Source organism: Aminobacter sp. P9b (assembly GCF_045345995.1).
GTDB lineage: Bacteria > Pseudomonadota > Alphaproteobacteria > Rhizobiales > Rhizobiaceae > Aminobacter > Aminobacter niigataensis.
Genome location: NZ_CP150082.1, coordinates 1,586,488 through 1,607,975 on the forward strand (window position 1 = coordinate 1,586,488; position 21,488 = coordinate 1,607,975).

At 64.2% G+C, this 21,488-nt stretch carries 22 protein-coding genes; 18 read left to right on the top strand and 4 right to left on the bottom strand.

What is annotated here, in order from left to right:
* Nucleotides 1-4 precede the first annotated feature (4 nt).
* The 3 genes from tsaB to WHT83_RS07820 are packed head-to-tail and all read left to right on the top strand — an operon-like array spanning nucleotide 5 to nucleotide 2,006.
* Nucleotides 5-688, top strand: a complete 684-nt coding sequence (tsaB, locus tag WHT83_RS07810) for a tRNA (adenosine(37)-N6)-threonylcarbamoyltransferase complex dimerization subunit type 1 TsaB (RefSeq protein ID WP_183264181.1) — start codon at nucleotides 5-7, stop codon at nucleotides 686-688.
* Nucleotides 685-1,173, top strand: a complete 489-nt coding sequence (locus WHT83_RS07815) for a GNAT family N-acetyltransferase (RefSeq protein WP_108605416.1) — start codon at nucleotides 685-687, stop codon at nucleotides 1,171-1,173. Before tsaB ends, WHT83_RS07815 begins: the two co-directional genes overlap by 4 nt.
* Nucleotides 1,174-1,205: 32 nt before the next feature.
* Nucleotides 1,206-2,006 (top strand): 1-acyl-sn-glycerol-3-phosphate acyltransferase, encoded by an 801-nt coding sequence (locus WHT83_RS07820; protein WP_183264180.1) that lies wholly within the window; start codon nucleotides 1,206-1,208, stop codon nucleotides 2,004-2,006.
* Nucleotides 2,007-2,324: 318 nt separating this feature from the next.
* On the opposite strand, the gene WHT83_RS07825 is transcribed toward WHT83_RS07820, so the two are convergent.
* Nucleotides 2,325-2,489 (bottom strand): hypothetical protein, encoded by a 165-nt coding sequence (locus WHT83_RS07825; protein WP_159091502.1) that lies wholly within the window; start codon nucleotides 2,487-2,489, stop codon nucleotides 2,325-2,327.
* A 156-nt stretch (nucleotides 2,490-2,645) separates the two neighbouring features.
* Between WHT83_RS07825 and WHT83_RS07830 the strand changes: the two genes are divergently transcribed.
* The 9 genes from WHT83_RS07830 (at nucleotide 2,646) to WHT83_RS07870 (ending at nucleotide 11,832) form a co-directional block, all read left to right on the top strand.
* Nucleotides 2,646-3,011 (top strand): phospholipid-binding protein, encoded by a 366-nt coding sequence (locus WHT83_RS07830; RefSeq protein ID WP_406873476.1) that lies wholly within the window; start codon nucleotides 2,646-2,648, stop codon nucleotides 3,009-3,011.
* A 215-nt stretch (nucleotides 3,012-3,226) separates the two neighbouring features.
* A complete protein-coding gene (gene miaB / locus WHT83_RS07835) occupies nucleotides 3,227-4,636 on the top strand; it encodes a tRNA (N6-isopentenyl adenosine(37)-C2)-methylthiotransferase MiaB (RefSeq protein WP_318762690.1) in 1,410 nt (469 codons plus the stop codon).
* Between the two features lie 74 nt (nucleotides 4,637-4,710).
* Nucleotides 4,711-5,703, top strand: a complete 993-nt coding sequence (locus WHT83_RS07840; RefSeq protein WP_404801294.1) for a PhoH family protein — start codon at nucleotides 4,711-4,713, stop codon at nucleotides 5,701-5,703.
* Between the two features lie 18 nt (nucleotides 5,704-5,721).
* On the top strand, nucleotides 5,722-6,234 hold the full coding sequence (gene ybeY, locus WHT83_RS07845; protein WP_406873477.1) for an rRNA maturation RNase YbeY: 513 nt from the start codon (nucleotides 5,722-5,724) through the stop codon (nucleotides 6,232-6,234).
* Nucleotides 6,235-6,261: 27 nt separating this feature from the next.
* A complete protein-coding gene (locus WHT83_RS07850; RefSeq protein WP_406873478.1) occupies nucleotides 6,262-7,332 on the top strand; it encodes a hemolysin family protein in 1,071 nt (356 codons plus the stop codon).
* Between the two features lie 88 nt (nucleotides 7,333-7,420).
* Nucleotides 7,421-9,013: an apolipoprotein N-acyltransferase gene (gene lnt, locus WHT83_RS07855; protein ID WP_406873479.1), complete on the top strand. Its 1,593-nt coding sequence runs from the start codon at nucleotides 7,421-7,423 to the stop codon at nucleotides 9,011-9,013.
* 140 nt (nucleotides 9,014-9,153) lie between these two features.
* Nucleotides 9,154-9,573 carry a helix-turn-helix domain-containing protein gene (locus tag WHT83_RS07860; protein WP_055980869.1) on the top strand — a complete coding sequence of 140 codons (420 nt, stop codon included), beginning with the start codon at nucleotides 9,154-9,156 and terminating at the stop codon, nucleotides 9,571-9,573.
* Nucleotides 9,574-9,830: 257 nt separating this feature from the next.
* Nucleotides 9,831-11,114, top strand: a complete 1,284-nt coding sequence (metK, locus tag WHT83_RS07865; RefSeq protein ID WP_108605407.1) for a methionine adenosyltransferase — start codon at nucleotides 9,831-9,833, stop codon at nucleotides 11,112-11,114.
* 16 nt (nucleotides 11,115-11,130) lie between these two features.
* Entirely contained in the window at nucleotides 11,131-11,832 is a 702-nt protein-coding gene (locus WHT83_RS07870) for a tRNA (guanine(46)-N(7))-methyltransferase TrmB (protein ID WP_406873480.1), read from the top strand.
* Nucleotides 11,833-12,034: 202 nt separating this feature from the next.
* Here the strand turns inward: WHT83_RS07870 and WHT83_RS07875 are convergent, their stop codons facing one another.
* Complete coding sequence (locus WHT83_RS07875) at nucleotides 12,035-13,423, bottom strand: sensor histidine kinase N-terminal domain-containing protein (RefSeq protein ID WP_406873481.1); 1,389 nt, start codon at nucleotides 13,421-13,423, stop codon at nucleotides 12,035-12,037.
* On the bottom strand, nucleotides 13,423-14,097 hold the full coding sequence (locus WHT83_RS07880; protein ID WP_183264173.1) for a response regulator transcription factor: 675 nt from the start codon (nucleotides 14,095-14,097) through the stop codon (nucleotides 13,423-13,425). Before WHT83_RS07880 ends, WHT83_RS07875 begins: the two co-directional genes overlap by 1 nt.
* 127 nt (nucleotides 14,098-14,224) lie before the next feature.
* On the opposite strand from WHT83_RS07880, the gene WHT83_RS07885 reads away from it, so the two are divergent.
* The 4 genes from WHT83_RS07885 to WHT83_RS07900 all read left to right on the top strand — a co-directional run bounded on the left by WHT83_RS07885 (nucleotide 14,225) and on the right by WHT83_RS07900 (nucleotide 18,568).
* Nucleotides 14,225-15,289, top strand: coding sequence for an ABC transporter substrate-binding protein (locus WHT83_RS07885; protein ID WP_183264172.1), 1,065 nt, complete (start codon nucleotides 14,225-14,227; stop codon nucleotides 15,287-15,289).
* Between the two features lie 307 nt (nucleotides 15,290-15,596).
* Complete coding sequence (locus WHT83_RS07890) at nucleotides 15,597-16,541, top strand: Bug family tripartite tricarboxylate transporter substrate binding protein (protein ID WP_406873482.1); 945 nt, start codon at nucleotides 15,597-15,599, stop codon at nucleotides 16,539-16,541.
* Entirely contained in the window at nucleotides 16,538-17,026 is a 489-nt protein-coding gene (locus WHT83_RS07895; RefSeq protein ID WP_406873483.1) for a tripartite tricarboxylate transporter TctB family protein, read from the top strand. Before WHT83_RS07890 ends, WHT83_RS07895 begins: the two co-directional genes overlap by 4 nt.
* A 27-nt stretch (nucleotides 17,027-17,053) precedes the next feature.
* Nucleotides 17,054-18,568, top strand: coding sequence for a tripartite tricarboxylate transporter permease (locus tag WHT83_RS07900; protein ID WP_108605401.1), 1,515 nt, complete (start codon nucleotides 17,054-17,056; stop codon nucleotides 18,566-18,568).
* Between the two features lie 203 nt (nucleotides 18,569-18,771).
* Here the strand turns inward: WHT83_RS07900 and WHT83_RS07905 are convergent, their stop codons facing one another.
* Complete coding sequence (locus WHT83_RS07905) at nucleotides 18,772-18,936, bottom strand: hypothetical protein (protein WP_165916076.1); 165 nt, start codon at nucleotides 18,934-18,936, stop codon at nucleotides 18,772-18,774.
* A gap of 273 nt (nucleotides 18,937-19,209) precedes the next feature.
* Here WHT83_RS07905 and rimP point away from each other — a divergent pair, with 273 nt between their 5' ends.
* The gene (gene rimP, locus WHT83_RS07910; protein ID WP_108605400.1) at nucleotides 19,210-19,842 is read left to right on the top strand and encodes a ribosome maturation factor RimP; all 633 of its coding nucleotides are present in this window, start codon (nucleotides 19,210-19,212) and stop codon (nucleotides 19,840-19,842) included.
* Between the two features lie 51 nt (nucleotides 19,843-19,893).
* Nucleotides 19,894-21,486 (top strand): transcription termination factor NusA, encoded by a 1,593-nt coding sequence (gene nusA, locus WHT83_RS07915; RefSeq protein WP_108605399.1) that lies wholly within the window; start codon nucleotides 19,894-19,896, stop codon nucleotides 21,484-21,486.
* Nucleotides 21,487-21,488: the final 2 nt, after the last annotated feature.

Below are 21,488 nucleotides of genomic sequence, written 5' to 3' on the forward strand. Positions count from 1 at the left end.
CATCATGATCCTGCTCGCCATAGACTGTGCCGCAAGCCTCTGTGCCGCCAGTATCCACGATGCCGACGCTGGTCGCGAACTCGGCCGCTGCGTACGCGATCTTGGCAAGGGCCATGCTGAGCACCTGATGGCCGTCATTGAAGAGGCGCTGGCGCAGGCCGGCAAGGCCTATGCCGATCTCGGACGGATCGGCGTGTCCACCGGTCCCGGATCGTTCACCGGCGTGCGTGTCGGTGTCTCAGCCGCGCGCGGCTTTTCACTGGCGCTGAAAATCCCGGCAGTCGGGGTCACCACGCTTGAAGCGCTTGCTTATGAAACATACCAGGCGCTCGGGCCGATGAAGGTGCTGGCAGCCCTCGATGCGGGGCGCGAGGAGCTTCATGCGGCATTGTACGATGCGAACGGAAAGGCTCTTCGCGAACCTGCCGTCTTGTCGCTGGCCGAGGCTGTCGAGATCGCCTCTTCCGCGCCGATGGCGCTAGCAGGAACCGCAGCCCAGTCTATCGCCAATGCGGTCGGAGTGGACAAGGCATTGCAAATCGGCCCGCTCGCGGCGACTGCAGATATCGGCACTTATGCCCGGTTGGCCGCCGCCAAGCAGCCCGGCGACCGGCCCAAGCCCCTTTACCTGAGAGCACCGGACGCCAAGCCGCAAGCCGGCTTCGTGCTGGCGAGGGAACAGAAATGAAATTGCCGTTCTGGCCGCTGCGCCGCGACTTTGCGCTCCTGCCGCTCTCGGTCGACGACAGCGCGGCCATCGCACCCCTGCACCGCGAAGATTTCGTGCGCCCATGGTCAGGCGAGGAGTTTTCGTCGCTGCTCGCACAAGACACGGTTTTCGGTTTTGCCGTCCGTGAGGTCGGCCACGGCGCGGAAGCGCCGGCAGGTTTCGTGCTGGCACGGCTGGCGGCGGGCGAAGCCGAAATCCTGACCATCGCGGTGTCGCGGTCGCATCGTCGCCATGGCCTCGGCTGGCGCCTGATGGACGCCGTGTTGCGTGAATTGCACGCCCAGCGCGCCGAAGCACTGTTCCTCGAGGTCGACGAGACCAATGCGGCGGCGATAGGCCTCTACCGCAAGTTCGGCTTCCACGAGGTCGGCAAGCGCCCGAATTACTACCAGTCGGCGCAGGGGGCGACGGGCGCGCTTGTCATGCGGCTCGATCTTCGCTAGCCAGAGGCCCGTTCGGGGGCTTTGAGGGCTACATGATCGGAAAGATCCGCACGGGGCTCGCGCTCTTCTGGATGGTTGCGGCCTCGCTGGTGCTGGTACCGCTGCAGGTCATCTCGATGAAGACCGGCCTGTGGCCGGAAACGTTCATCCTCAAGATCTGGCATCGCGCCATGCTTTGGGGGCTCGGCATGCGCGTCCGCATCGTCGGCAAGATGGTCGAAACCCGGCCGCTGATGATCGCCGCCAACCATGTCTCGTGGACCGACATCATGGCGCTCGGCTCGCTGGTCGACGTCACCTTCATCGCCAAGTCGGAACTGAACGGCTGGCCGGTCTTCGGCTTCCTGTCGCGGCTGCAGCGCACCGTGTTCGTCGAGCGCGAGCGCAAGCGCAAGTCGGGCGACCAGGCGAGCGAGATCGCCCAGCGCCTTGCCGCCGGAAACGCCATGGTGCTGTTCGCCGAAGGCAGCACCGGCGACGGCAACCTGCTTCTGCCGTTCAAGAGCACGCTGTTCGGCGCCGCCTCGATGGCGATTGCCGAGGGGGCTGCCGCTCACGTCGTCATCCAGCCGGTTTCGATCGCCTATACCCGCATCCACGGTCTGCCGATGGGCCGCCAGCACCGGCCGATCGCCAGCTGGATCGGCGACATGGACCTGGTGCCGCATGTCGGCCAGTTGCTCGCCGAGGGCGGGCTCGACGTCGAGATACGCTTCGGCGAGCCGATCGATTTCTCGGCCAAGTCGAGCCGCAAGGAGGCGACGCGGCTGATGGAGGAGCGGGTGCGGACGATGATGCTGCAATCGCTCGCCGAGCCGCATCCGGCGCGCTGAGCATTCGCCGAGGGAAACTGCCTGCACGTCTCATCGAATGGCCGACGGTGCCGCAGCTTCGCCTGTGGGGCCTGGATAGCACCAGTTTAGAAAAGCAAAAAACCCCGGCAAGAGCCGGGGGCCCCAAGATCTGACTGTCTTATGTACGCGACGCCGAGTCATCAGAGGATCTTCGGTACGCTTCCACTTTGGAGGTTCGTGGCGAAGTCCCTTTGTGCTCACGATTGACGAACTTTGGCTTTTTTCACCGAGATAGAGCAGCTCCAACAAGGCGCCAACGCCGAAGATCGGGTGAGTGGTCATGCCGGAGTAGGGAGATCACATGCGATCGGTTATCAAGATCACGGCTAGGGCAATGGCCGACGCGGCTGCGGTGATTGCCTGTTGCCATCTCTTATCTCTGGCGAATGACCCTGCAATGATCATGATCACAGGCACGCTGGCTAGTGATGCATACCAAGCGACGAGTTTTAGCGTTTCCATCGATCCTCCCGTAACGATCGGCTGCGTGTAACACTGCCAACGAATATGTTCACCTGGCAAACGACGAGGGATCGTAGGCATACTAAAGGTTGCCGCGGCCGGGTTTTATGGAGGGGGCCTTCAGCCATACCGAACGGGGAAGAGATGGTTAGACTAATGCTTGCCGGAGCGTTGATGCTCGCAGGCTCGAATGCCTTTGCTGCCGGTATGGGCGTTTCATTTGATTGGGGTCCGACGAAAAAGTGCCTGGACCCGAAGTCTCCACCGATTGCACTGTCGAATGTGCCGCAGGGAACGGTAAATCTTGAGATCAAGATGATCGATCAGAATGCAAGCTTCAACCACGGGGGCGGCAAGGTGGCGTTCAAGGGACAGTCCCAGCTCCCCTATGGTGCCTTCAAATACAAAGGGCCTTGCCCGCCTGCGGGAACGCATCCCTACAAGATCACGGTGAAGGCGCTTGACGCGAGTGGCAAGGCCTTGGCCAGTGGGTCGGCTACCCAGCCCTTCTCAAAGAAGTAAGCATTAATCCTTGAAAGGATCGCCCCGCTGCCGAAAAGGTGGTGGGGCTTTTTGCGTTCCAGGCACAAACAAAAACCCCGACTTGAGCCGGGGGCCAGGATGCGATGTGGTGGCCCTGCCGTCCAAACGGCTCCCACGTCTTCCAGCCAAGGCTGGCGGCACCAAAGGCGTAAAGCGTCTGTTTTTTGCCGCCGAAAGGCGGTAATAGGCGCGGCATGGAACTCGACGATATGTTTGAAATCATGCCGGCAGCCTCTGGTGAGGTCGCCGCGGCAAGCACCAGCGCTGCCAAGAAGGTCTTCATCAAGACCTATGGCTGCCAGATGAATGTCTACGACTCGCAGCGCATGAGCGATGCGCTCGCGGCTGACGGCTATGCGGCGACCGAGGCCATAGAGGACGCCGACCTCATCTTGCTCAACACCTGCCATATCCGCGAAAAGGCTGCCGAAAAGGTCTATTCGCAGCTCGGGCGCCTGGGCAAGCTCAAGGCGGAGCGGGCGGAAAGCGGCCGCGAACTGATCGTTGGCGTCACCGGCTGCGTCGCCCAGGCCGAAGGCCGCGAGATACTGCGCCGCGCTTCGGCGGTCGATCTCGTCGTCGGCCCGCAAACTTATCATCGCCTGCCGGAAGTGGTGAAGAAGGCGCGCGGCGGCCAGAAGGTCGTCGAGACCGAATATTCGCTCGAAGACAAGTTCGAGCACTTGCCGCAGCCAAGGAAGTCCGAAGTCGCCAGGCGCGGCGTCACCGCCTTCCTGACCGTGCAGGAAGGCTGCGACAAGTTCTGCACCTTCTGCGTCGTGCCCTATACCAGGGGTTCGGAAGTTTCGCGCTCCGTCGCCCAGATCGTCACCGAGGCCGAAAGGCTGGCCGAGGCCGGCGTGCGCGAGGTGACCCTGCTGGGCCAGAACGTCAACGCCTGGCACGGCGAGGGCGCCGACGGCAAGGAATGGGGGCTGGGCCGCCTGCTTTACCGTCTCGCCGAGATCCCCGGCATTGCCCGGCTGCGCTACACCACCAGCCATCCGCGCGACATGGATGACGAGTTGATCTCAGCCCATCGCGACCTCGCGGCACTGATGCCCTACCTGCACCTGCCGGTGCAGTCGGGCTCCGACCGTATTCTCAAGGCGATGAACCGCCGGCATACGGCATCGGACTATCTCCGGCTGATCGAGCGCATCCGCGCGGCACGCCCCGACATCGCCATGTCGGGCGATTTCATCGTCGGTTTTCCGGGCGAGACGGATGCCGATTTCGAGGCTACGATGGAGATCGTGCGCGCCACCAACTACGCCTCGGCCTATACGTTCAAATATTCGCCACGCCCCGGCACGCCCGGCGCCGAAATGGACGGCCATGTCGAGGAAAAGGTCAAGGACGAGCGCCTGCAGCGGCTGCAGCAGCTGATCACCAAGCAGCAGCACGCCTTCGCCGACGGACTGGTCGGCATGACGATTTCGACGCTGATCGAAAAGCCCGGCCGCGAGCCCGGACAGATCGTCGGACGATCGCCTTGGTTACAACCGGTTATTGTTGATGAAAAGGCCGGCGAAATCGGTGACATTGTTGATGTGCGAATCACGAAGACAGGTACCAACAGCCTGTTCGCCGAAGCGGTCTGATCGGCCGTACGGCAGATGAGGAGAGACGGTTGAGCGCTGCTGAACTCAAGAACCTGCCCTCCGGGGCGTCTGACATGGCGCACATCGTACTGACCTTCGACAACAACAAGCTAGCCAGTGCGCTTTACGGCCAGTTCGACGAAAACCTGGCCCGTCTCGAACAGAAGCTCGGCGTCGACATTCGCTCGCGCGGCAACCAGCTGACCATCAAGGGCAGCGCCACCGCAGCCGAGCAGGCACGCCGCGCCCTCGACCATCTCTATGCCATCCTGCAGAAAGGCGGCGAATTGGCCCAGTCCGACGTAGACGGCGCCGTCCGCATGGCAGTTGCCCCAGACGATCAGCTGACGCTGCCGACGCTCGAGCGCAAGGGCAAGATGGCCGCCGCCCAGATTTCGACGCGCAAGCGCACGATCTATGCCCGCTCGCTCAACCAGGACGCCTACATGCGGGCGCTGGAGCGCTCCGAACTGGTGTTCGGCATCGGCCCGGCCGGTACCGGCAAGACCTATCTCGCGGTCGCCCACGCCGCCATGCTGCTCGAACGCGGCATGGTCGAGCGCATCATCCTGTCGCGACCGGCGGTCGAGGCGGGCGAGCGCCTCGGCTTCCTGCCCGGCGACATGAAGGAAAAGGTCGATCCGTATCTCCGCCCGCTCTATGACGCGCTCTACGACATGATGCCGGCCGACAAGGTCGAGCGTGCCATTGCCGCCGAGGTCATCGAGATCGCGCCGCTCGCCTTCATGCGCGGCCGCACGCTGGCGCACTCGGCCGTCATCCTCGACGAGGCGCAGAATACCACCTCGATGCAGATGAAGATGTTCCTGACCCGCCTCGGCGAGAACTCGCGCATGATCATTACTGGCGATCCGACCCAGATCGACCTGCCGCCCAACACCAAGTCGGGCCTGGTCGAGGCACTGCGCATCCTTGACGGCGTGCCGGGTGCGGTGACGGTGCGCTTCAACGACACCGACGTGGTTCGCCATCCGCTCGTCGCCGAGATCGTCAGGGCCTATGACCGCGACGGCAAGGTCGCCCGCGGCCTTGGCACCGAGGGTTGACCGGGAACGAATTTGGCAATGCCTGACAAGGATTTACCGCCGTCTTCCGGCGTGGAGGGCGGCCTCGACATCGACCTGATGGTCGAGGAGGGCGCCTGGCCGGGCGAGGATGCGCTCAGGGCGCTGGTCGACCGCGCCGTGCCTGCGGCTTTCGCGGAAGCCGAGGTCGAAGCTGCCGACGGCGTCGAACTGAGCCTGGTCTTCACCGACGACGCGGCGATCCGCAAGCTCAACGCCGAATGGCGCCAAAAGGACAAGCCGACCAACGTGCTGTCGTTTCCGGCCTTTCCGGTGGCGCCCGGCGATCCGCTGCCGCCGATGCTCGGCGACATCGTGCTCGCCTGCGAGACGGTGGCCCGCGAGGCCGAGCTTGAAGGCAAGACGCTCGAAAACCACATCACCCACCTCATAATCCACGGACTCCTGCATCTTTTGGGGTATGATCACGAGACCGACGAGGAGGCCGAGGAGATGGAAGCGCTGGAACGCCGGGCGCTGGCGAGGCTTGCCATTCCCGATCCCTACGCGTAACAGGGACGAGCAATCGACCGGAAGAAGATGAACGACAAAACAGAGACTGCCGCCACGCCCGAACCGGGAACCGCGGCAAGGGCCTCCGACCAGACCGAGGACGGACCTAGTACCAGTGCGCCGTTAACCGCGACGCACGACACGCAGGCCGAGCGGCCATCCTTCATCGAGCGGCTGACCAGGCTTTTCCGGCACCGCAGCAACGGCACCAATATCCGTGAGGAAATCGTCGACGCGCTGGCCGAGACCGGCAGCGACGCCGACTCGTTCTCGCCCGGCGAGCGCGCCATGCTCAACAACATCCTGCGGCTGCGCGAAGTGCGCGTCGAGGACGTCATGGTGCCCCGCGCCGACATCGAGGCGATCGAGCTTTCCACCACGCTCGGCGAGTTGTTGTCTGTTTTCGAGCAGTCCGGCCACTCGCGCATGCCCGTCTATGTCGAGACCCTCGACGATCCGCGCGGCATGGTCCATATCCGCGACGTGCTTGCCCACATCACCCGTGGTGCCCGCGTCAAGAAGGGCCGCTCACGCAAGGCGCAGGCCGCCGAAGCCCAGCTCGACCTGGCGCAGGTCGACCTCCAGCGCAGCATCGGCGATCTCAACCTCGTCCGGACCGTGCTGTTCGTGCCGCCCTCCATGCTCGCATCCGACCTGATGACCCGCATGCAGGCGACGCGCACCCAGATGGCGCTGGTCATCGACGAATATGGCGGCACCGACGGGCTAGTCTCGCTCGAGGACATCGTCGAGATGGTCGTCGGCGACATCGAGGACGAGCACGACGACGACGAGCCGATGATCACCCAGGCCGGCGATGGTGTCTATGTCGTCGACGGCAAGGCCGAGATCGAGGAGGTCGCAAAGGTTCTCGGCGAGGAATTCTCTGCCGGCGAGCATAGCGAATATGTCGATACCATCGGCGGCATGATCTTCAACGCGCTCGGCCGCGTGCCGGCGCGCGGCGAGGTGGTGCAGGCGATACCGGGCTTCGAGTTCCACGTGCTCGACGCCGACCCGCGCCGGGTCAAGCGTGTCCGCATCGTCCACTCCGTCAAGAGCGAGCGCCGCCGCCGCGCCAAGGCTGAACAGGCGTGAGCCTGGCCGGCCGGGGCGGTCCGCCATTTGGTGCCGCCTCGCGGTGCTGCTACACCTTCGATCCGTGATTCTTGGACGAGGGGACAGGATGGCGCGCCTTGCTGGGCGGATAATTCTGCTGTGGGGATGGAAGCGGGCACTGGTGGCCTTTCTGGCCGGCGCCCTGGCAGTCCTGGGCCAGGCGCCCTACGATTTCTTCGCCGCCTGCTTTGTTTCGTTCCCGATCCTGGTCTGGCTCATCGACGGCGCCGTCGCCGATAGGCCGGCAGGCTTCCTGCGGCAGCTAAGGCCGGCCTTTGCCGTTGGCTGGTGGTTCGGCTTCGGCTATTTCCTGGCGGGTCTGTGGTGGGTCGGCGGCGCGCTTCTGGTCGAGGCCGACAGTTTTGCCTGGGCACTGCCCCTGGCGGTTGTCGGCATTCCACTGATCCTGGCCTTCTTCCATGGTTTCGCAGCGGCCTTGGCACGACTGTTGTGGAGCGACGGCATCGGCCGCATTTTCGCGCTGGCCTTTGCATTCGGCCTGGCCGAATGGCTGCGCACCTTCCTGTTCACCGGATTTCCCTGGAACCCGCTCGGTTTTGCCGCGATGCCGGTGCCGCCGCTGATGCAGAGCGTGGCTGCAATCGGCGTCGTCGGCATGAACGTGCTGGCCGTCTTCGTCTTCGCCATGCCGGCGCTGCTGGCTGACCGGCGCAATCTCAAGCTCGGTGCCGCGTTGGCCGTGGTGCTCGTCGCCGCTCACGCTGCCTACGGCTATTTCAAGCTGGCAGCGCCCGCCGCGGCGCCGGCGCAAACGATCAACGTCCGCATTGTCCAGCCGAACATCGACCTCAGCGAAAAATGGGATGGCAGCGTCCGCGACCGCATCTTCGCCGGCATGCTGCAGCAGTCGGCCGAGGCGCCGAAGGCTGGCGCCCCGAAGCCGGACCTCATCATCTGGCCCGAAACCTCGGTGCCGTTCCTGTTCACCGAGCGGCCGGATGCGCTTGTGGCGATCGGGGAGATGCTGTCCGAAGGCCAGATGCTGATGGCCGGCATTGTCCGCGACGAGGGCGAATCGGTAGCCGGCACGGAAACGCGCTATTACAATTCGGTCGTCAGCATCAACGACAAGGGCGAGATCGTCGGTTCGATCGACAAGGTCCATCTGGTGCCGTTTGGCGAATACATCCCCTTCGCAGGCCTGATGGAGCGTGTCGGCCTGACGCAACTGGTGGCCGGCCCGATGAATTTTGTCGCCGGTACGGACCGGCGCCCGTTCGCCCTGCCGGGCGGCATCAAGGCCTCGGCCTTCATCTGCTATGAAATAATCTTTCCCGCTCTCGTTGCAGTTGACGCGGCGTCAACTCAGATTATGGTGAATGTCACCAACGACGCGTGGTTTGGCGATACTCCGGGTCCCTATCAGCATTTCCGGCAATCGCAGATCCGCGCGGTCGAAAACGGGTTGCCGGTCCTGCGCGCGGCCAACACAGGAATTTCCGGCATTGTCGACCCGAGCGGGCGAGTTGTGGATGCACTTGCGATGAATGTTCGCGGCACCATCGATGTCTCGCTTCCGGTGGCCGCCTCCGGCGCTGCCTCGCCGCCGTTTTCGCGCGTTAACGGTTTCCTGATCATGTTCCTTATTGCCGTAGCGGCAAGTGGCTTGAAGCTCAGACAGAGGCTCAGGGCGAATTGACACTGCTATTGTTAGAAACTCATATGCCACCGCGCGGCTTCAGGCTGTGCCAATCGGCGTTCATGCCCGGACGCTATAAATTGCCCTGAACGGGGCTACCTGCCCAATAATAAGCTGGAAAAATCCGGCGAGGAAAGACAGTGGAAAAAGAGAACAAGAAAAAACCAAACCCGACCGACGTATACGTCGGCGGGAGAATTCGCCTGCGACGCAACATGCTGGGAATGAGCCAAGAGAAGCTCGGAGAAAGCCTCGGTATTACATTCCAACAGATTCAGAAGTACGAAAAGGGGACCAATCGCGTTGGAGCGAGTCGTCTCCAGGCCATCGCCTCGATCCTCAGTGTGCCGGTCGCATTCTTCTTCGAAGACGCTCCAGGGGCCGATGGCGGTGAGCACAAGGGGCTTGCCGAGGACTCTTCCACCAGCTTCGTGGTCGATTTTCTTTCGAGCGCCGAAGGCCTGCAGCTCAACCGCGCCTTTGCCCGGATCTCGAACCCCAAGGTCCGGCGCAAGGTCATCGAATTGGCCAAGGTCCTCGCCGACGACGAAGAGCAATAATGCCAGCGAGCGCCGTGCGTCCGAAAGGGCGCACAACGGGCGCTCCAAGTGCCTGAACTGTGCATCGTGCTCTCCGGAAATCGGTTCCGATTTCCGGCCGATGCGCGAGAGCGGCGGCGGTGCGCCGTCGCCACGCCCTCGCAATAACCGGCCTTCCGCGACGAAAGCCTGCTTGACGAGTTCCGGCAGGCTTCGCTAACACGTGACGCGCCAAACCGATCGGCATAGCGCCGATCCTTTCCAAGAGGGGACATCCCGTGTCGCGGCAGAATTATCTTTTCACTTCCGAATCCGTATCCGAAGGTCACCCCGACAAGGTGTGCGACCGCATTTCCGACGAGATCGTCGATCTCGTCTACCGTGAAGCCAAGAAGACCGGCATGGATCCGTGGAAGGTCCGGGTTGCCTGTGAGACCCTGGCAACCACCAACCGCGTCGTGATCGCCGGCGAAGTTCGCGTGCCCGACACGCTGCTGAAGAAAGACAAGAACGGCCAGATCGTGAAGGACGCCGCTGGCCATCCGGTCGTCAATCCGTCGAAGTTCAAGTCGGTGGCCCGCAAGGCCATCCGCGCCATCGGCTACGAGCAGGCCGGCTTCCACTGGAAGACCGCCAAGATCGACGTGCTGCTGCACGGCCAGTCGCCCGACATCGGCCAGGGCGTCGACAACGCCGCCGACCGCCAGGGCGAAGAAGGTGCCGGTGACCAGGGCATCATGTTCGGTTATGCCTGCCGCGAGACACCGGACCTGATGCCGGCTCCGATCTACTACAGCCACAAGATTCTCGAACTGCTGGCCACCGCCCGGCACGAGAACAAGGGCGACGCAGGCATGCTCGGCCCGGACGCCAAGAGCCAGGTCACCGTCCGCTACCAGGACGGCAAGGCCCGCGAAGTCACGCAGATCGTGCTTTCGACCCAGCACCTCGACGGCAGCTGGGATTCGGGCAAGGTTCGCAAGGTGGTCGAGCCCTACATCCGCGAAGCCCTTGGCGATCTCGAGATCGCCAATGACTGCAACTGGTACATCAACCCGACCGGCAAGTTCGTCATCGGCGGTCCAGACGGCGACGCGGGTCTCACCGGCCGCAAGATCATCGTCGACACCTATGGCGGCGCTGCCCCGCATGGCGGCGGTGCGTTCTCCGGCAAGGACACCACCAAGGTCGACCGCTCGGCAGCCTATGCCGCGCGCTACCTGGCCAAGAACGTGGTTGCCGCCCGGCTTGCCGACCGCTGCACCATCCAGCTGGCCTATGCCATCGGTGTTGCCCAGCCGCTGTCGGTCTATGTCGACCTGCACGGCACCGGCAAGGTTGACGAAGCGGTGCTCGAAGACGCGCTGCGCCAGGTCATGGACCTGTCGCCGTCTGGCATCCGCCGCCACCTCGACCTCAACAAGCCGATCTATGCCAAGACCTCGTCCTACGGCCACTTCGGCCGCAAGGCTGGTCGCGACGGTTCCTTCTCCTGGGAGAAGACTGACCTGGTCAAGGCGCTCAAGGACGCCGTAGCCAGCAAGGAAGCGGTCGCCGCCTGAGGCGACTGTAGGTTACATGGAACAGGAACCGCGCCGCAGCCGCACGACGGAAGCCTTTTTCGGGCGGCGGCGCGGCAAGCCTGTCCGCCCGCATCAGGCGATCGCCCTTGAAAATGGGCTCGCCCGCATGGGCATAGACATCAAGACCCTGGCACCTGACGACCTGCGCACGCTGTTTGCGGCCCCGGTTTCCAGGGTCAGGCTGGAAATAGGCTTCGGCGGCGGTGAGCATCTTCGCCATATCGCCGCGAACAATCCCGACGACGGCTTCATCGGCATCGAACCCTTCGTCAACGGCATGGCCAAGATGACGACGGCTCTTGACGGCCAGCCGCTCGCCAATATCCGCCTGTACGACGAGGATGCGACCCAGCTGCTCGACTGGCTGCCGCAGGCGTCGCTCGCCGGCATCGACCTGCTCTATCCCGACCCGTGGCGGAAGAAGAAGCACTGGAAGCGCCGGTTCGTCAGCCCGGTCAATCTCGACCGCTTCGCCCGCGTGCTGAAGAGCGGCGCGAAGTTCCGCTTCGCCTCCGACATCGATACCTACGTCAACTGGACGCTGCTGCATTGCCGCGCCCACGCTGCCTTCGAGTGGCAGGCGGCCGACGCTGCCGACTGGCACACGCCCTACGAAGGCTGGACGCGTACCCGCTACGAGGCCAAGGCGATCCGCGAAAACCGGACGCCTGCATATTTGACCTTCGTCAGGGTGTAGGCGGGCGGCACTTCCCCTTCTCCCCTTGTGGGAGAAGGTGCCTCGAAGGGGCAGATGAGGGGTGTTGGAAGAACTCGGTCTGGCAAAACGAACTGCGGAGGGATGCTGGATGTGCGGCGTGGAGCTCCGTCCAACACCCCTCATCTGTCTCGGCGCTACGCGCCGATCCACCTTCTCCCACAAGGGGAGAAGGGGCTAACCGTCACGCCTCCGCTTTCCCAAACACCACCCGAACCCTGAGCCCGCACCCATCCGCACCCGCCAGAAGCTCCAGCCGGCCGCCGAACAGCGAGGCGATCTCCTCGACGATGGGCAGGCCGAGGCCTGCGCCCGGCTTGTCGCCCTCCCGCCCACGGACGAAGCGCTGGCGTACGTTTTCCAACTCGGTAGCCGGAATGCCTGGCCCGGTGTCCTCAACCTCCAGCACAACGTCGGCACCCTGGTCGAGCACCTTGACTGTCGCTTCCGTGCCCGCACCTGCGTAGGCCAGTACGTTTTCGATCAGATTGCGGATCATTTCGCTGAGCAGCATCGGCTCGCCGCGGACGAACAACGCCTGTTCGCCTTCGAAACCCAGATCGATCCCTGCCGCATGGGCCTGGGTCACGCGGTCGGCGGTGAGTTGCTGGGCAAGCGCGGTGAGATCGACCGCGTCGAGGCTTTTCAGCCGGTCGGACGCGGCTTCGTCGACCTTGGCGAGCAGCAGGAGCTGGGCTATGACGCGTTCGGCATGGGCCACCGCCTCGTCGCCGATGCGCGCCGCCTGCCGGGCTTCCTCCAGCGAATGTGCGCGTGAGGCGAGCGCAAGCTGGGTGCGGATGATGGTCAGCGGCGTGCGCAACTGGTGGCTGGCATTGCCGGTGAAGTGGCGCATCGCGCCGAGCGCCGATCCGAGCCGGCCCATGAAGGAATTGACGGTGTCGACGAGGCCGCGCACCTCCTTGGGCACCGACTGCTCGATCGGATGCAGGTCGTCGGGGTTGCGCTCGGCAATCGCGTCGCGCAGCCGGTAGAGCGGGCGCAGCGAGAAGGTGACGGCGAGCCAGACGATGGCTGCCGCACTGCCGATCAGGATGGCGAGGCGCAGCGCCGAGCGCAGAAGGATCGTCTGCGCCAGTTGGGTGCGGGCAATCGTCGTTTCTGCCACGGTGACCACGAAGGGGATCGAACTCGCGCCCGTCGAGGCGGCACGGGACAGCGAAGTCAGCCGGATCGGCTCGCCGCGGAAACTGGCGTCGGTATAGCCGCTTTCCTCCTGCTCCAGCCCCTCGATGACGGGCAGGGTCTGGTAGCCGGTGATGAAGCCGCTAGGGCCGTCGACGCGGTAGAAAACGCGGTCCTGCGCCGCCGAGGTCAGCATTTCCAGCGCGACATAGGGGATGTCGACCTCCAGCGCGCCATCTTCTGCCACCACCACCCGCTCGGCGATTGCCAGGGCCGAGCCGGCCAGCACGCGATCGGAGACGGCGTTGGCGGTATCGACCGCCTCGTTGTAGGTGTCGGCGAGCGCGACCAGGCCCAGGGCGACCAGCGGCACGAGCAGCCAGAGCAGCAGCCGCCTGCGCAGTGAATATGGTTTGGCTCGGGCCATCAGGCGCTGGGCAGCTTTTCGAGGTAGTAGCCGATGCCGCGGGCGGTGCGGACGGTCAGCCCATAGGGCGCCAGCCGCTTGCGCAGCCGGCTGACATACTGCTCGATAGCGTTGGCGCTCAAATCCTCGTCGAAGCCGGCGAGCGATTCGATGATCGCCTGCTTGGCGACCACCTTGCCGGCGCGCATGAACAGGGTCTCGAGCAGCGCCAGTTCGCGCGCCGGGATGTCGATGGCCGCCCCGTGCGACGAGAAGCTGCGCGTGGTGAGGTCGAGCGTCACGTCGCCGAACGACACGGTCGACGCCTTGAGCCCGGCGCGGCGGCGCAACAGCGTGCGCACACGCGCCTCCAACTCGCCGACGTCGAACGGCTTGACCATGTAGTCGTCGGCGCCGAGGTCGAGACCCTTGACCCGCTCGTCGAGCGAATGACGCGCCGACAGGATCAGCACCGCGGCGTCGTGCTGGCGCCCGCGCATGGTGCGCAGCACGTCGAGCCCGTCCATTTCCGGCAGGTTGAGGTCGAGGATGACGAGGTCGAAGCGCTCGGTGGCAAGCACTGCCACGGCAGAGGCGCCGTCGCCGACGACGTCGACGGCATAGCCGCTGCCCTTGAGCACCGCCGCCAGCCCCCCGGCCAGCGTCGCATTGTCCTCGACCACCAGAATGCGCACCCGAATTCTCCTTGCCCGCCCGTTCGAACGATGCCTATTCGCTAGGCAAAGGTCCAGTGCCCGTCATGCGCGTCGATAGCGCTTCGCCGTTGTGCGGCTCGCCCGGCTGTTGCATGGTCTGGCGATCATGCGTCTGGCCATTTTCACCGTCCTTGCCTGCCTCTCATCGCCCGCCTGGGCCGAAGTCACCGTCTTTCCGGCGCTGAATGGCGCCGCCGACGCCCGCACGCTGGTTGTCTATTCGTCGCTCGACGCGCCGTTGGCCAAGCCGATGATCGAAGGCTTCCAGAAGGCAAACCCCGGCGTGGCGGTGCGCTACGAGGATCTGCAGACGGTCGACATCTATGACCGCGTCGTCGCCGAGACGGATGCCGGCAAGGGCACCGCCGACATCGCCTTTTCCTCGGCCATGGACCTGCAGGTCAAGCTCGCCAATGACGGCTATGCCCAGGAAAGCCGGCTGCCGCTGTCGGATCGCTGGCCGCGCTGGGCCAACTGGCGCGACACCGCCTATGCGCTGACCTTCGAGCCGGCGGTGTTCGTCTACCACAAGCCGAGCTTCAAGGACGCGCCGCCGCCGGCGACGCGCGGCCAGTTCGTCGAATTCCTCAAGACGCAGGGCGACAGGTTCTACGGCCGCATCGCCACCTACGACATCGAGCGTTCCGGCGTCGGCTTCATGTTCATGGCGCGCGACCAGGAGCAGTACCCCGACATCTGGTCGGTGATCCGCGCCATGGGGGCGGCGGGCGTGAAGCTCTATTCGACCAGTGGCGCCATCCTCGAGCGCATCGCCGACGGCCGTTTCGTGCTCGGCTACAACATCTTGGGCTCCTATGCCGCCGACTGGGCGGCGCGGAACCCCGACGTCGGCATCGTCCTGCCCAAGGACTACACCGTCGTCATGTCGCGCATCGGCCTGGTGCCGGCTGCCGCCAAGTCGTCGGATCTCGGCCGCCGCTATCTCGAATATTTCATGTCGGCCGAGGGCCAGACGGTGATGGCGCGGCAATTGCATATCGCAGCCGTCAATCCGGAGGTCTCGGGCGAGAATACCGCCAACCGCATGCAGGAGGTTCTTGGCGGGCAGTTGCGCCCGGTGCCGGTCAGCCCGGGACTGATGGTCTATCTTGACCAGGTCAAGCGCTCCCGTGTCATCGAGCGCTGGAACGAGGCGCTGCGCAGCCCGTGATTCCGGCGATGTTCCCAAGCTGTTGCATCGGTGTCAGTCTGATGTCAGGTTGCTGCGATAGGGAAGTTTTGGCCCATCCGTTGGAGGCGGCGAGGCTCGGAAAGTTCGGGAGGATTTCGAACACGTTTCCGCAACGGCTACCCGACGGCGATCCTATCGCCGGGCAGAGGGGCCGGGAAACGCTGCTCTGATGGCAGGCCCCTTGGCCGGCCAGTTCCTTCCCCCGAAATGCCGAGACGCTGCCCTGGCGCGGGCCTCGAAACTGAAAAGCATCTGCCCCGCGCATGCGGGCAAGGGAGGAACAGCAATGAAGCAGTTCGTATTGGCCACCATCGTCGCAGGCGCGCTCGCCCTGCCGGCTGCGGCCGCCGACTACAAGATCATGGCACCTGCGGCCCCTGGCGGCGGCTGGGACCAGACCGCGCGCTCGATGCAGACCGCGCTCCAGGACGAGAAGATTTCCGCCTCGGTCCAGGTCAACAACGTTCCGGGCGCCGGCGGCACCATCGGCCTCGCCCAGTTCGTCAACCAGGCCAATGGCGACCCGGCCCAGCTTATCGTCGGCGGCTACGTCATGGTCGGCGCGATCCTGACCAACGCCTCGCCGGTGACGCTCGACCAGGTCACCCCAATTGCCCGCCTGACCGGCGAGTTTGAGGCGCTTGTCGTTCCGGCCGCTTCCGACATCAAGGACATGGCTGGCCTCGTTGCCAAGCTCAAGGCCGATCCGGGCGCGGTTTCCTGGGGCGGCGGCTCTGCCGGCGGCACCGACCACATCACGGCAGGCCTGATTGCCAAGGCCATCGGCGTCGACCCGACCAAGGTCAACTACATCGCCTATTCCGGCGGTGGCGAGGCTCTTGCCGCCATCCTCGGCGGCCAGGTGACGGTCGGCATTTCCGGTTACGGCGAATTCGCCGAGCAGATCAAGGCCGGCACGCTCCGCATCATCGGCATCTCGTCCGACGCCAAGGTCGAAGGCATCGACGCACCGACCTTCAAGGAAGGCGGCGTTGACGTCTCGATCCAGAACTGGCGCATGGTCGCTGCCGCTCCCGGCATCTCGGCCGAGCAGAAGGCGGCAGTGCTCGCCGACGTCGAAAAGATGGTCACCTCGGCTTCGTGGACGAAGATCCTCGCCGACAAGGGCTGGGCCAACACCTACCTCGCCGGCGACGACTTCGCAGCGCAGCTGAAGAAGGACACCGAGTCCACCGCAGCGATCCTGAAAGACATCGGCCTGGTGAAATGAGCCTGGACAACCAGCAACAAGAAAGGCGCCGCCCCGATTGGGCGGCGCTTGTCATCGCCGCCCTGCTTATGGCGGTGTCTGTCGTCATCGCCTGGAGCACCGCCAGCCATGGCGCCGGCGCCAGCTATGCCCGCGTCGGCCCGACAACCTTTCCCTACGTGATCGCCGTGGCGTTCTTCGGCCTGTCGATCTGGACGGTTTTCGAAGCTTTCCGCGGTGATTTCCCCGAGCGCGAGAAACAAGAGATCAGCCCGATCCTGTGGATCGTCGGCGGTCTTGCCGCCCAGATGCTGCTGCTCAAGGCAGCCGGCTTCTCGATCGCCACCGGATTGCTCTTCGCCGCGACAGCACGCGCGTTCGGACGCGGGCTGCTGTGGAAGACGATCCCGATCGGCATCGTGCTTTCGTTCGTCGTCTGGGTCATTTTCGCTAAGGGATTGCAGCTCTCGCTGCCCGCCGGCCCGCTCGAACACCTGCTGTTCTGAGCGATCATCAAGGGAGCTCGGCTCTAAATGGATACCTTTGGTCTGCTCGCGCAGGGGCTGCTCACGGCACTCGAGCCGATGAACATGCTCTATGCGCTGATCGGCGTGACGCTCGGCACGGCTGTCGGCGTTCTTCCCGGCATCGGCCCGGCACTTACCGTCGCCCTGCTTTTGCCCGTCACCTACAAGCTTGATCCCGCCGGTTCGCTGATCATGTTCGCCGGCATCTATTACGGCGGCATGTATGGCGGCTCGACGACGTCGATCCTGCTCAACACGCCTGGCGAAAGTGCCTCGATCGTCACGGCGCTCGAAGGCAACAAGATGGCGCGCGCCGGGCGAGGCGGCCCGGCACTGGCAACCGCCGCCATCGGCTCGTTCGTCGCCGGCCTGATCGCCACCATCGGCCTTGCCTTCGTTGCGCCGACGGTCGTCAAGATGGCGCTGTCCTTCGGTCCGGCCGAATATTTCGCGCTGATGATCCTGGCGTTCATGACCGTCTCCGCCGCCTTCGGTGACTCGACGCTGCGCGGTCTTACAGCGCTGTTCATCGGCCTTGGGCTCGGTCTGATCGGCATCGACCTGCAGACCGGCCAGGCGCGCCTTGCATTCGGCATTCCCGACCTGCTTGACGGCATCGAGGTGACGACGCTTGCGGTTGCCTTGTTCGCCGTCGGCGAGGCGCTCAGCGTCGCCGCCAGCAAGGGCGGCGATTCGACCATCCAGGCGATCAAGGGTTCGGTGTGGATGACTCGCGAGGACTGGCGCCGTTCATGGAAGCCATGGCTGCGCGGCACCGCGATCGGCTTCCCGATCGGTGCGATGCCGGCCGGCGGCGCCGAAATCGGCACCTTCCTGTCCTATTCTGTGGAAAAGAACCTGGCGCAAAAGCCCGAAGAGTTCGGCCATGGCGCCATCGAAGGTGTCGCCGGCCCGGAAGCTGCCAACAATGCATCGGCGGCCGGCACGCTGGTGCCGCTGTTGACGCTCGGCCTGCCGACCACGGCGACCGCCGCGATCATGCTCGCCGGTTTCCAGCAGTTCGGCCTGCAGCCCGGGCCGCTGTTGTTTGCGACCAACCCGCAGCTCGTCTGGGGCCTGATCGCCTCGCTGCTGGTGGCAAACCTGATGCTTTTGGTGCTCAACCTGCCGCTGATCGGCGTCTGGGTCAGGTTGCTGACCATCCCGCTGCCCTGGCTCTATTCGGGCATCCTGCTGTTTGCGACGCTTGGCACCATCGGCGCCAATCCGTCGACTTTCGAGCTCGGCATGCTGCTGGCATTTGGCCTGCTCGGCTACGGCCTGCGCCGCTTCGGCTATCCGATTGCGCCAGTGGTGGTGGGATTGATCCTGGGGCCGATGGCCGAGCAGCAACTGCGTCGGGCGCTGGCTATCAGCCAGGGCGACCCGATGATCCTGGTGCATTCGCCGATCGCGATCGTGCTGCTGCTCTTGGCGGCAACGGCGGTGCTGCTGCCGCTCTACCTGCGCGCCCGTGGCCGCGGCAAGGTGCTGGCCCAGCTGGGCGCCAATGAGGACTGAGGCCTCTCGGTTGCGAAACAAAAAAGCCGAGGCCCGGAATTCCGGCCTCGGCTTTTTCTTTGCCTCGACAGCGAGGCGGGATACCCAGGGACAGAGCGACGGTCAGATTGACCGGCCGCTCCGGAGCACTGCCCGGCTGGCAACGCCTTGGCAATCGCCAATGACGCGGCCAGCGGTGCGCTCTCTACCCTGAATGCCTGTAATCAGTATTTGCGAATGCGGTCGAAGTGGAGCGGGTCGATGCCGAGCATCACCAGGTCCTGGTTGGTTGGGCGATGACCGCGCTCGACGGCTGCTGCGGCAGCGACGGCGCTACCAAAGGTGCGGACCAGTTCGCCAATGCGGCCAAGGGGCTTGCGGGTGTTCATCTCTTTATCCTCTTTTGCGCTGCATCATCATTTCTTGTGCAGCGCAACAAATATAGGTGACGCAAAGGGAAGCGGTAGGGGCATCTGCGCATGCTTGCCATGCATCCGCTGCATTGGTTGGCTAAATAAGTGCCAGTGGACGCCGCCGGCCACGGGACTTGAAAGCGCCGCCGCCTTCGGCTATATCAGCCTCAAATTCTTGGTCGGTATGACGAAGAGTGGGTCCACCCGGTCCCGCTCTTTTTTGTTACCTGCCGACCGTCTGGAGATTCTATGACCGAAAACGCAGTCGAACAGACAGGCGACGACCGCATCATCCGCGAGACCGGCATCGACGCCCGCATCGCCCTGATCGTCCAGCCCGTCCTTCGCGCGATCGGCTTCCGCCTCGTTCGCATCCGCCTTTCGGGGCAGAGCGGGCTGACGCTGCAGATCATGGCCGAGCGCGAAGACGGCACCATGACCGTCCAGGATTGCGAAGAAGTGAGCCGCGCGGTTTCGCCTGCTCTCGATGTCGATGATCCGATCGAAAAAGCGTATCATCTCGAAGTGTCGTCGCCGGGCATCGACCGGCCGCTGGTCCGCAAGTCGGATTTCGGCAACTGGATCGGTCACATCGTCAAGATGGAGACCTCGGTCATGGTTGCCGACCGCAAGCGGTTCCGCGGCAAGATCGCCGAGGTCGACGAAGAAGGCATCCTGATCCAGCGTGACCAGGCTGCCTACGGCGAGGAGCCGACCGTGCGCGTGCCTTTCGAGGCGATTTCCGAGGCGCGGCTGATCCTTACCGACGATCTCATTCGCGATGCCCTGAGCAAGGACAATCAGGCGCGCAAGGAAGCACGGAAACGTCGCGGCGAAGACGAAGATGCGCCGGAAGACGAAGAAACCGAAACGGAAGATTGATAGAGCCGCGCGGCTGGACCAGGTTCGGCCGAACGCTCCGGGAGAAAGACAATGGTTGTAAGCGCCAACAGGCTCGAACTGCTGCAGATCGCCGATGCGGTCGCCCGCGAGAAGTCGATCGACAAGTCGATCGTCATCGCCGCGATGGCCGACGCGATCCAGAAGGCAGCGCGCTCGCGCTATGGTCAAGAGACCAACATCCGCGCCGACATCAACCCCAACACGGGCGAGATGAAGCTGCAGCGCCTGATGGAAGTTGTCGAAAAGGTCGACGACTATGCCATCCAGATCGCGCTGAGCTCGGCTCGCGAACGCAACCCCGACGCCCAGCTCGGCGATTTCATCGCCGAACAGCTGCCGCCGATGGATTTCGGCCGCATCGCCGCCCAGTCGGCCAAGCAGGTCATCGTCCAGAAGGTGCGTGAAGCCGAGCGCGACCGCCAGTACGACGAATACAAGGATCGCATCGGCGAGATCGTCAACGGCACGGTCAAGCGCGTCGAGTATGGCAACGTCATCGTCGATCTCGGCCGCGGCGAGGCGATCATCCGCCGCGACGAGCTGATCCCCCGCGAAAACTACAAGTACGGCGACCGCGTTCGCGCCTACGTCTACGACGTGCGCCGCGAGCAGCGCGGCCCGCAGATCTTCCTGTCGCGTACCCATCCGCAGTTCATGGCGAAGCTGTTCACCATGGAAGTGCCGGAAATCTACGACGGCATCATCGAGATCAAGTCGGTTGCCCGCGATCCCGGTTCGCGCGCCAAGATCGCCGTCATCTCGCGTGACAGCTCGATCGACCCGGTCGGCGCCTGCGTCGGTATGCGCGGTTCGCGCGTCCAGGCCGTTGTCGGCGAGCTCCAGGGTGAAAAGATCGACATCATTCCGTGGTCGCCCTCGGCCGCTTCCTTCATCGTCAACGCCTTGCAGCCGGCTGAAGTCGCCAAGGTCGTCCTCGACGAGGACGCCGAGCGCATCGAAGTGGTGGTTCCCGACGACCAGCTGTCGCTGGCCATCGGCCGCCGCGGCCAGAACGTGCGCCTGGCTTCGCAGCTGACCGGCTGGGATATCGACATCCTGACCGAGCAGGAAGAGTCGGAGCGCCGCCAGAAGGAATTCGTCGAGCGTTCGACCCTGTTCATGGAATCGCTCGACGTCGACGAGATGGTCGGTCAGGTGCTGGCTTCCGAAGGCTTCACCTCGGTTGAGGAAGTGGCTTACGTCGATGCCGACGAAATTGCCTCGATCGACGGCTTCGACGAGGACACCGCTTCCGAGATCCAGACCCGGGCCCGCGAGTATCTCGAAAAGATCGAGGCCGAGCACGACGAGAAGCGCAAGACGCTCGGCGTGCAGGACGAACTGCGCGAAATCCCCGGCATTACCACCGCGATGCTGGTGGCGCTCGGTGATGACGGCGTGAAGACGATCGAGGACTTCGCCGGCTATGCCGCCGACGATCTCGTCGGTTGGAAGGAACGCAAGGACGGCGAGACCAAGTTCTTCCCGGGCGTGCTCGCCGACTACGGCGTGTCGCGCACTGATGCGGAACAGATGGTCGTTGCTGCCCGCCGCATGGTTGGTTGGATCGCCGAGGACGAAGTCGTGTCCGAGGAAGAGCCAGCCGACGTCGCCGGTGAGTGACG

Bases quoted from the DNA above. Each gene is read 5' to 3' on its own strand.
- tsaB (WP_183264181.1), top strand. From the start codon at position 5: ATGATCCTGCTCGCCATAGACTGTGCCGCAAGCCTCTGTGCCGCCAGT.
- WHT83_RS07815 (WP_108605416.1), top strand. From the start codon at position 685: ATGAAATTGCCGTTCTGGCCGCTGCGCCGCGACTTTGCGCTCCTGCCG.
- WHT83_RS07820 (WP_183264180.1), top strand. From the start codon at position 1,206: ATGATCGGAAAGATCCGCACGGGGCTCGCGCTCTTCTGGATGGTTGCG.
- WHT83_RS07825 (WP_159091502.1), bottom strand. From the start codon at position 2,489: ATGGAAACGCTAAAACTCGTCGCTTGGTATGCATCACTAGCCAGCGTG.
- WHT83_RS07830 (WP_406873476.1), top strand. From the start codon at position 2,646: ATGCTTGCCGGAGCGTTGATGCTCGCAGGCTCGAATGCCTTTGCTGCC.
- miaB (WP_318762690.1), top strand. From the start codon at position 3,227: ATGGAACTCGACGATATGTTTGAAATCATGCCGGCAGCCTCTGGTGAG.
- WHT83_RS07840 (WP_404801294.1), top strand. From the start codon at position 4,711: ATGGCGCACATCGTACTGACCTTCGACAACAACAAGCTAGCCAGTGCG.
- ybeY (WP_406873477.1), top strand. From the start codon at position 5,722: ATGCCTGACAAGGATTTACCGCCGTCTTCCGGCGTGGAGGGCGGCCTC.
- WHT83_RS07850 (WP_406873478.1), top strand. From the start codon at position 6,262: ATGAACGACAAAACAGAGACTGCCGCCACGCCCGAACCGGGAACCGCG.
- lnt (WP_406873479.1), top strand. From the start codon at position 7,421: ATGGCGCGCCTTGCTGGGCGGATAATTCTGCTGTGGGGATGGAAGCGG.
- WHT83_RS07870 (WP_406873480.1), top strand. From the start codon at position 11,131: ATGGAACAGGAACCGCGCCGCAGCCGCACGACGGAAGCCTTTTTCGGG.
- WHT83_RS07875 (WP_406873481.1), bottom strand. From the start codon at position 13,423: ATGGCCCGAGCCAAACCATATTCACTGCGCAGGCGGCTGCTGCTCTGG.
- WHT83_RS07885 (WP_183264172.1), top strand. From the start codon at position 14,225: ATGCGTCTGGCCATTTTCACCGTCCTTGCCTGCCTCTCATCGCCCGCC.
- WHT83_RS07890 (WP_406873482.1), top strand. From the start codon at position 15,597: ATGAAGCAGTTCGTATTGGCCACCATCGTCGCAGGCGCGCTCGCCCTG.
- WHT83_RS07895 (WP_406873483.1), top strand. From the start codon at position 16,538: ATGAGCCTGGACAACCAGCAACAAGAAAGGCGCCGCCCCGATTGGGCG.
- WHT83_RS07900 (WP_108605401.1), top strand. From the start codon at position 17,054: ATGGATACCTTTGGTCTGCTCGCGCAGGGGCTGCTCACGGCACTCGAG.
- WHT83_RS07905 (WP_165916076.1), bottom strand. From the start codon at position 18,936: ATGAACACCCGCAAGCCCCTTGGCCGCATTGGCGAACTGGTCCGCACC.
- rimP (WP_108605400.1), top strand. From the start codon at position 19,210: ATGACCGAAAACGCAGTCGAACAGACAGGCGACGACCGCATCATCCGC.
- nusA (WP_108605399.1), top strand. From the start codon at position 19,894: ATGGTTGTAAGCGCCAACAGGCTCGAACTGCTGCAGATCGCCGATGCG.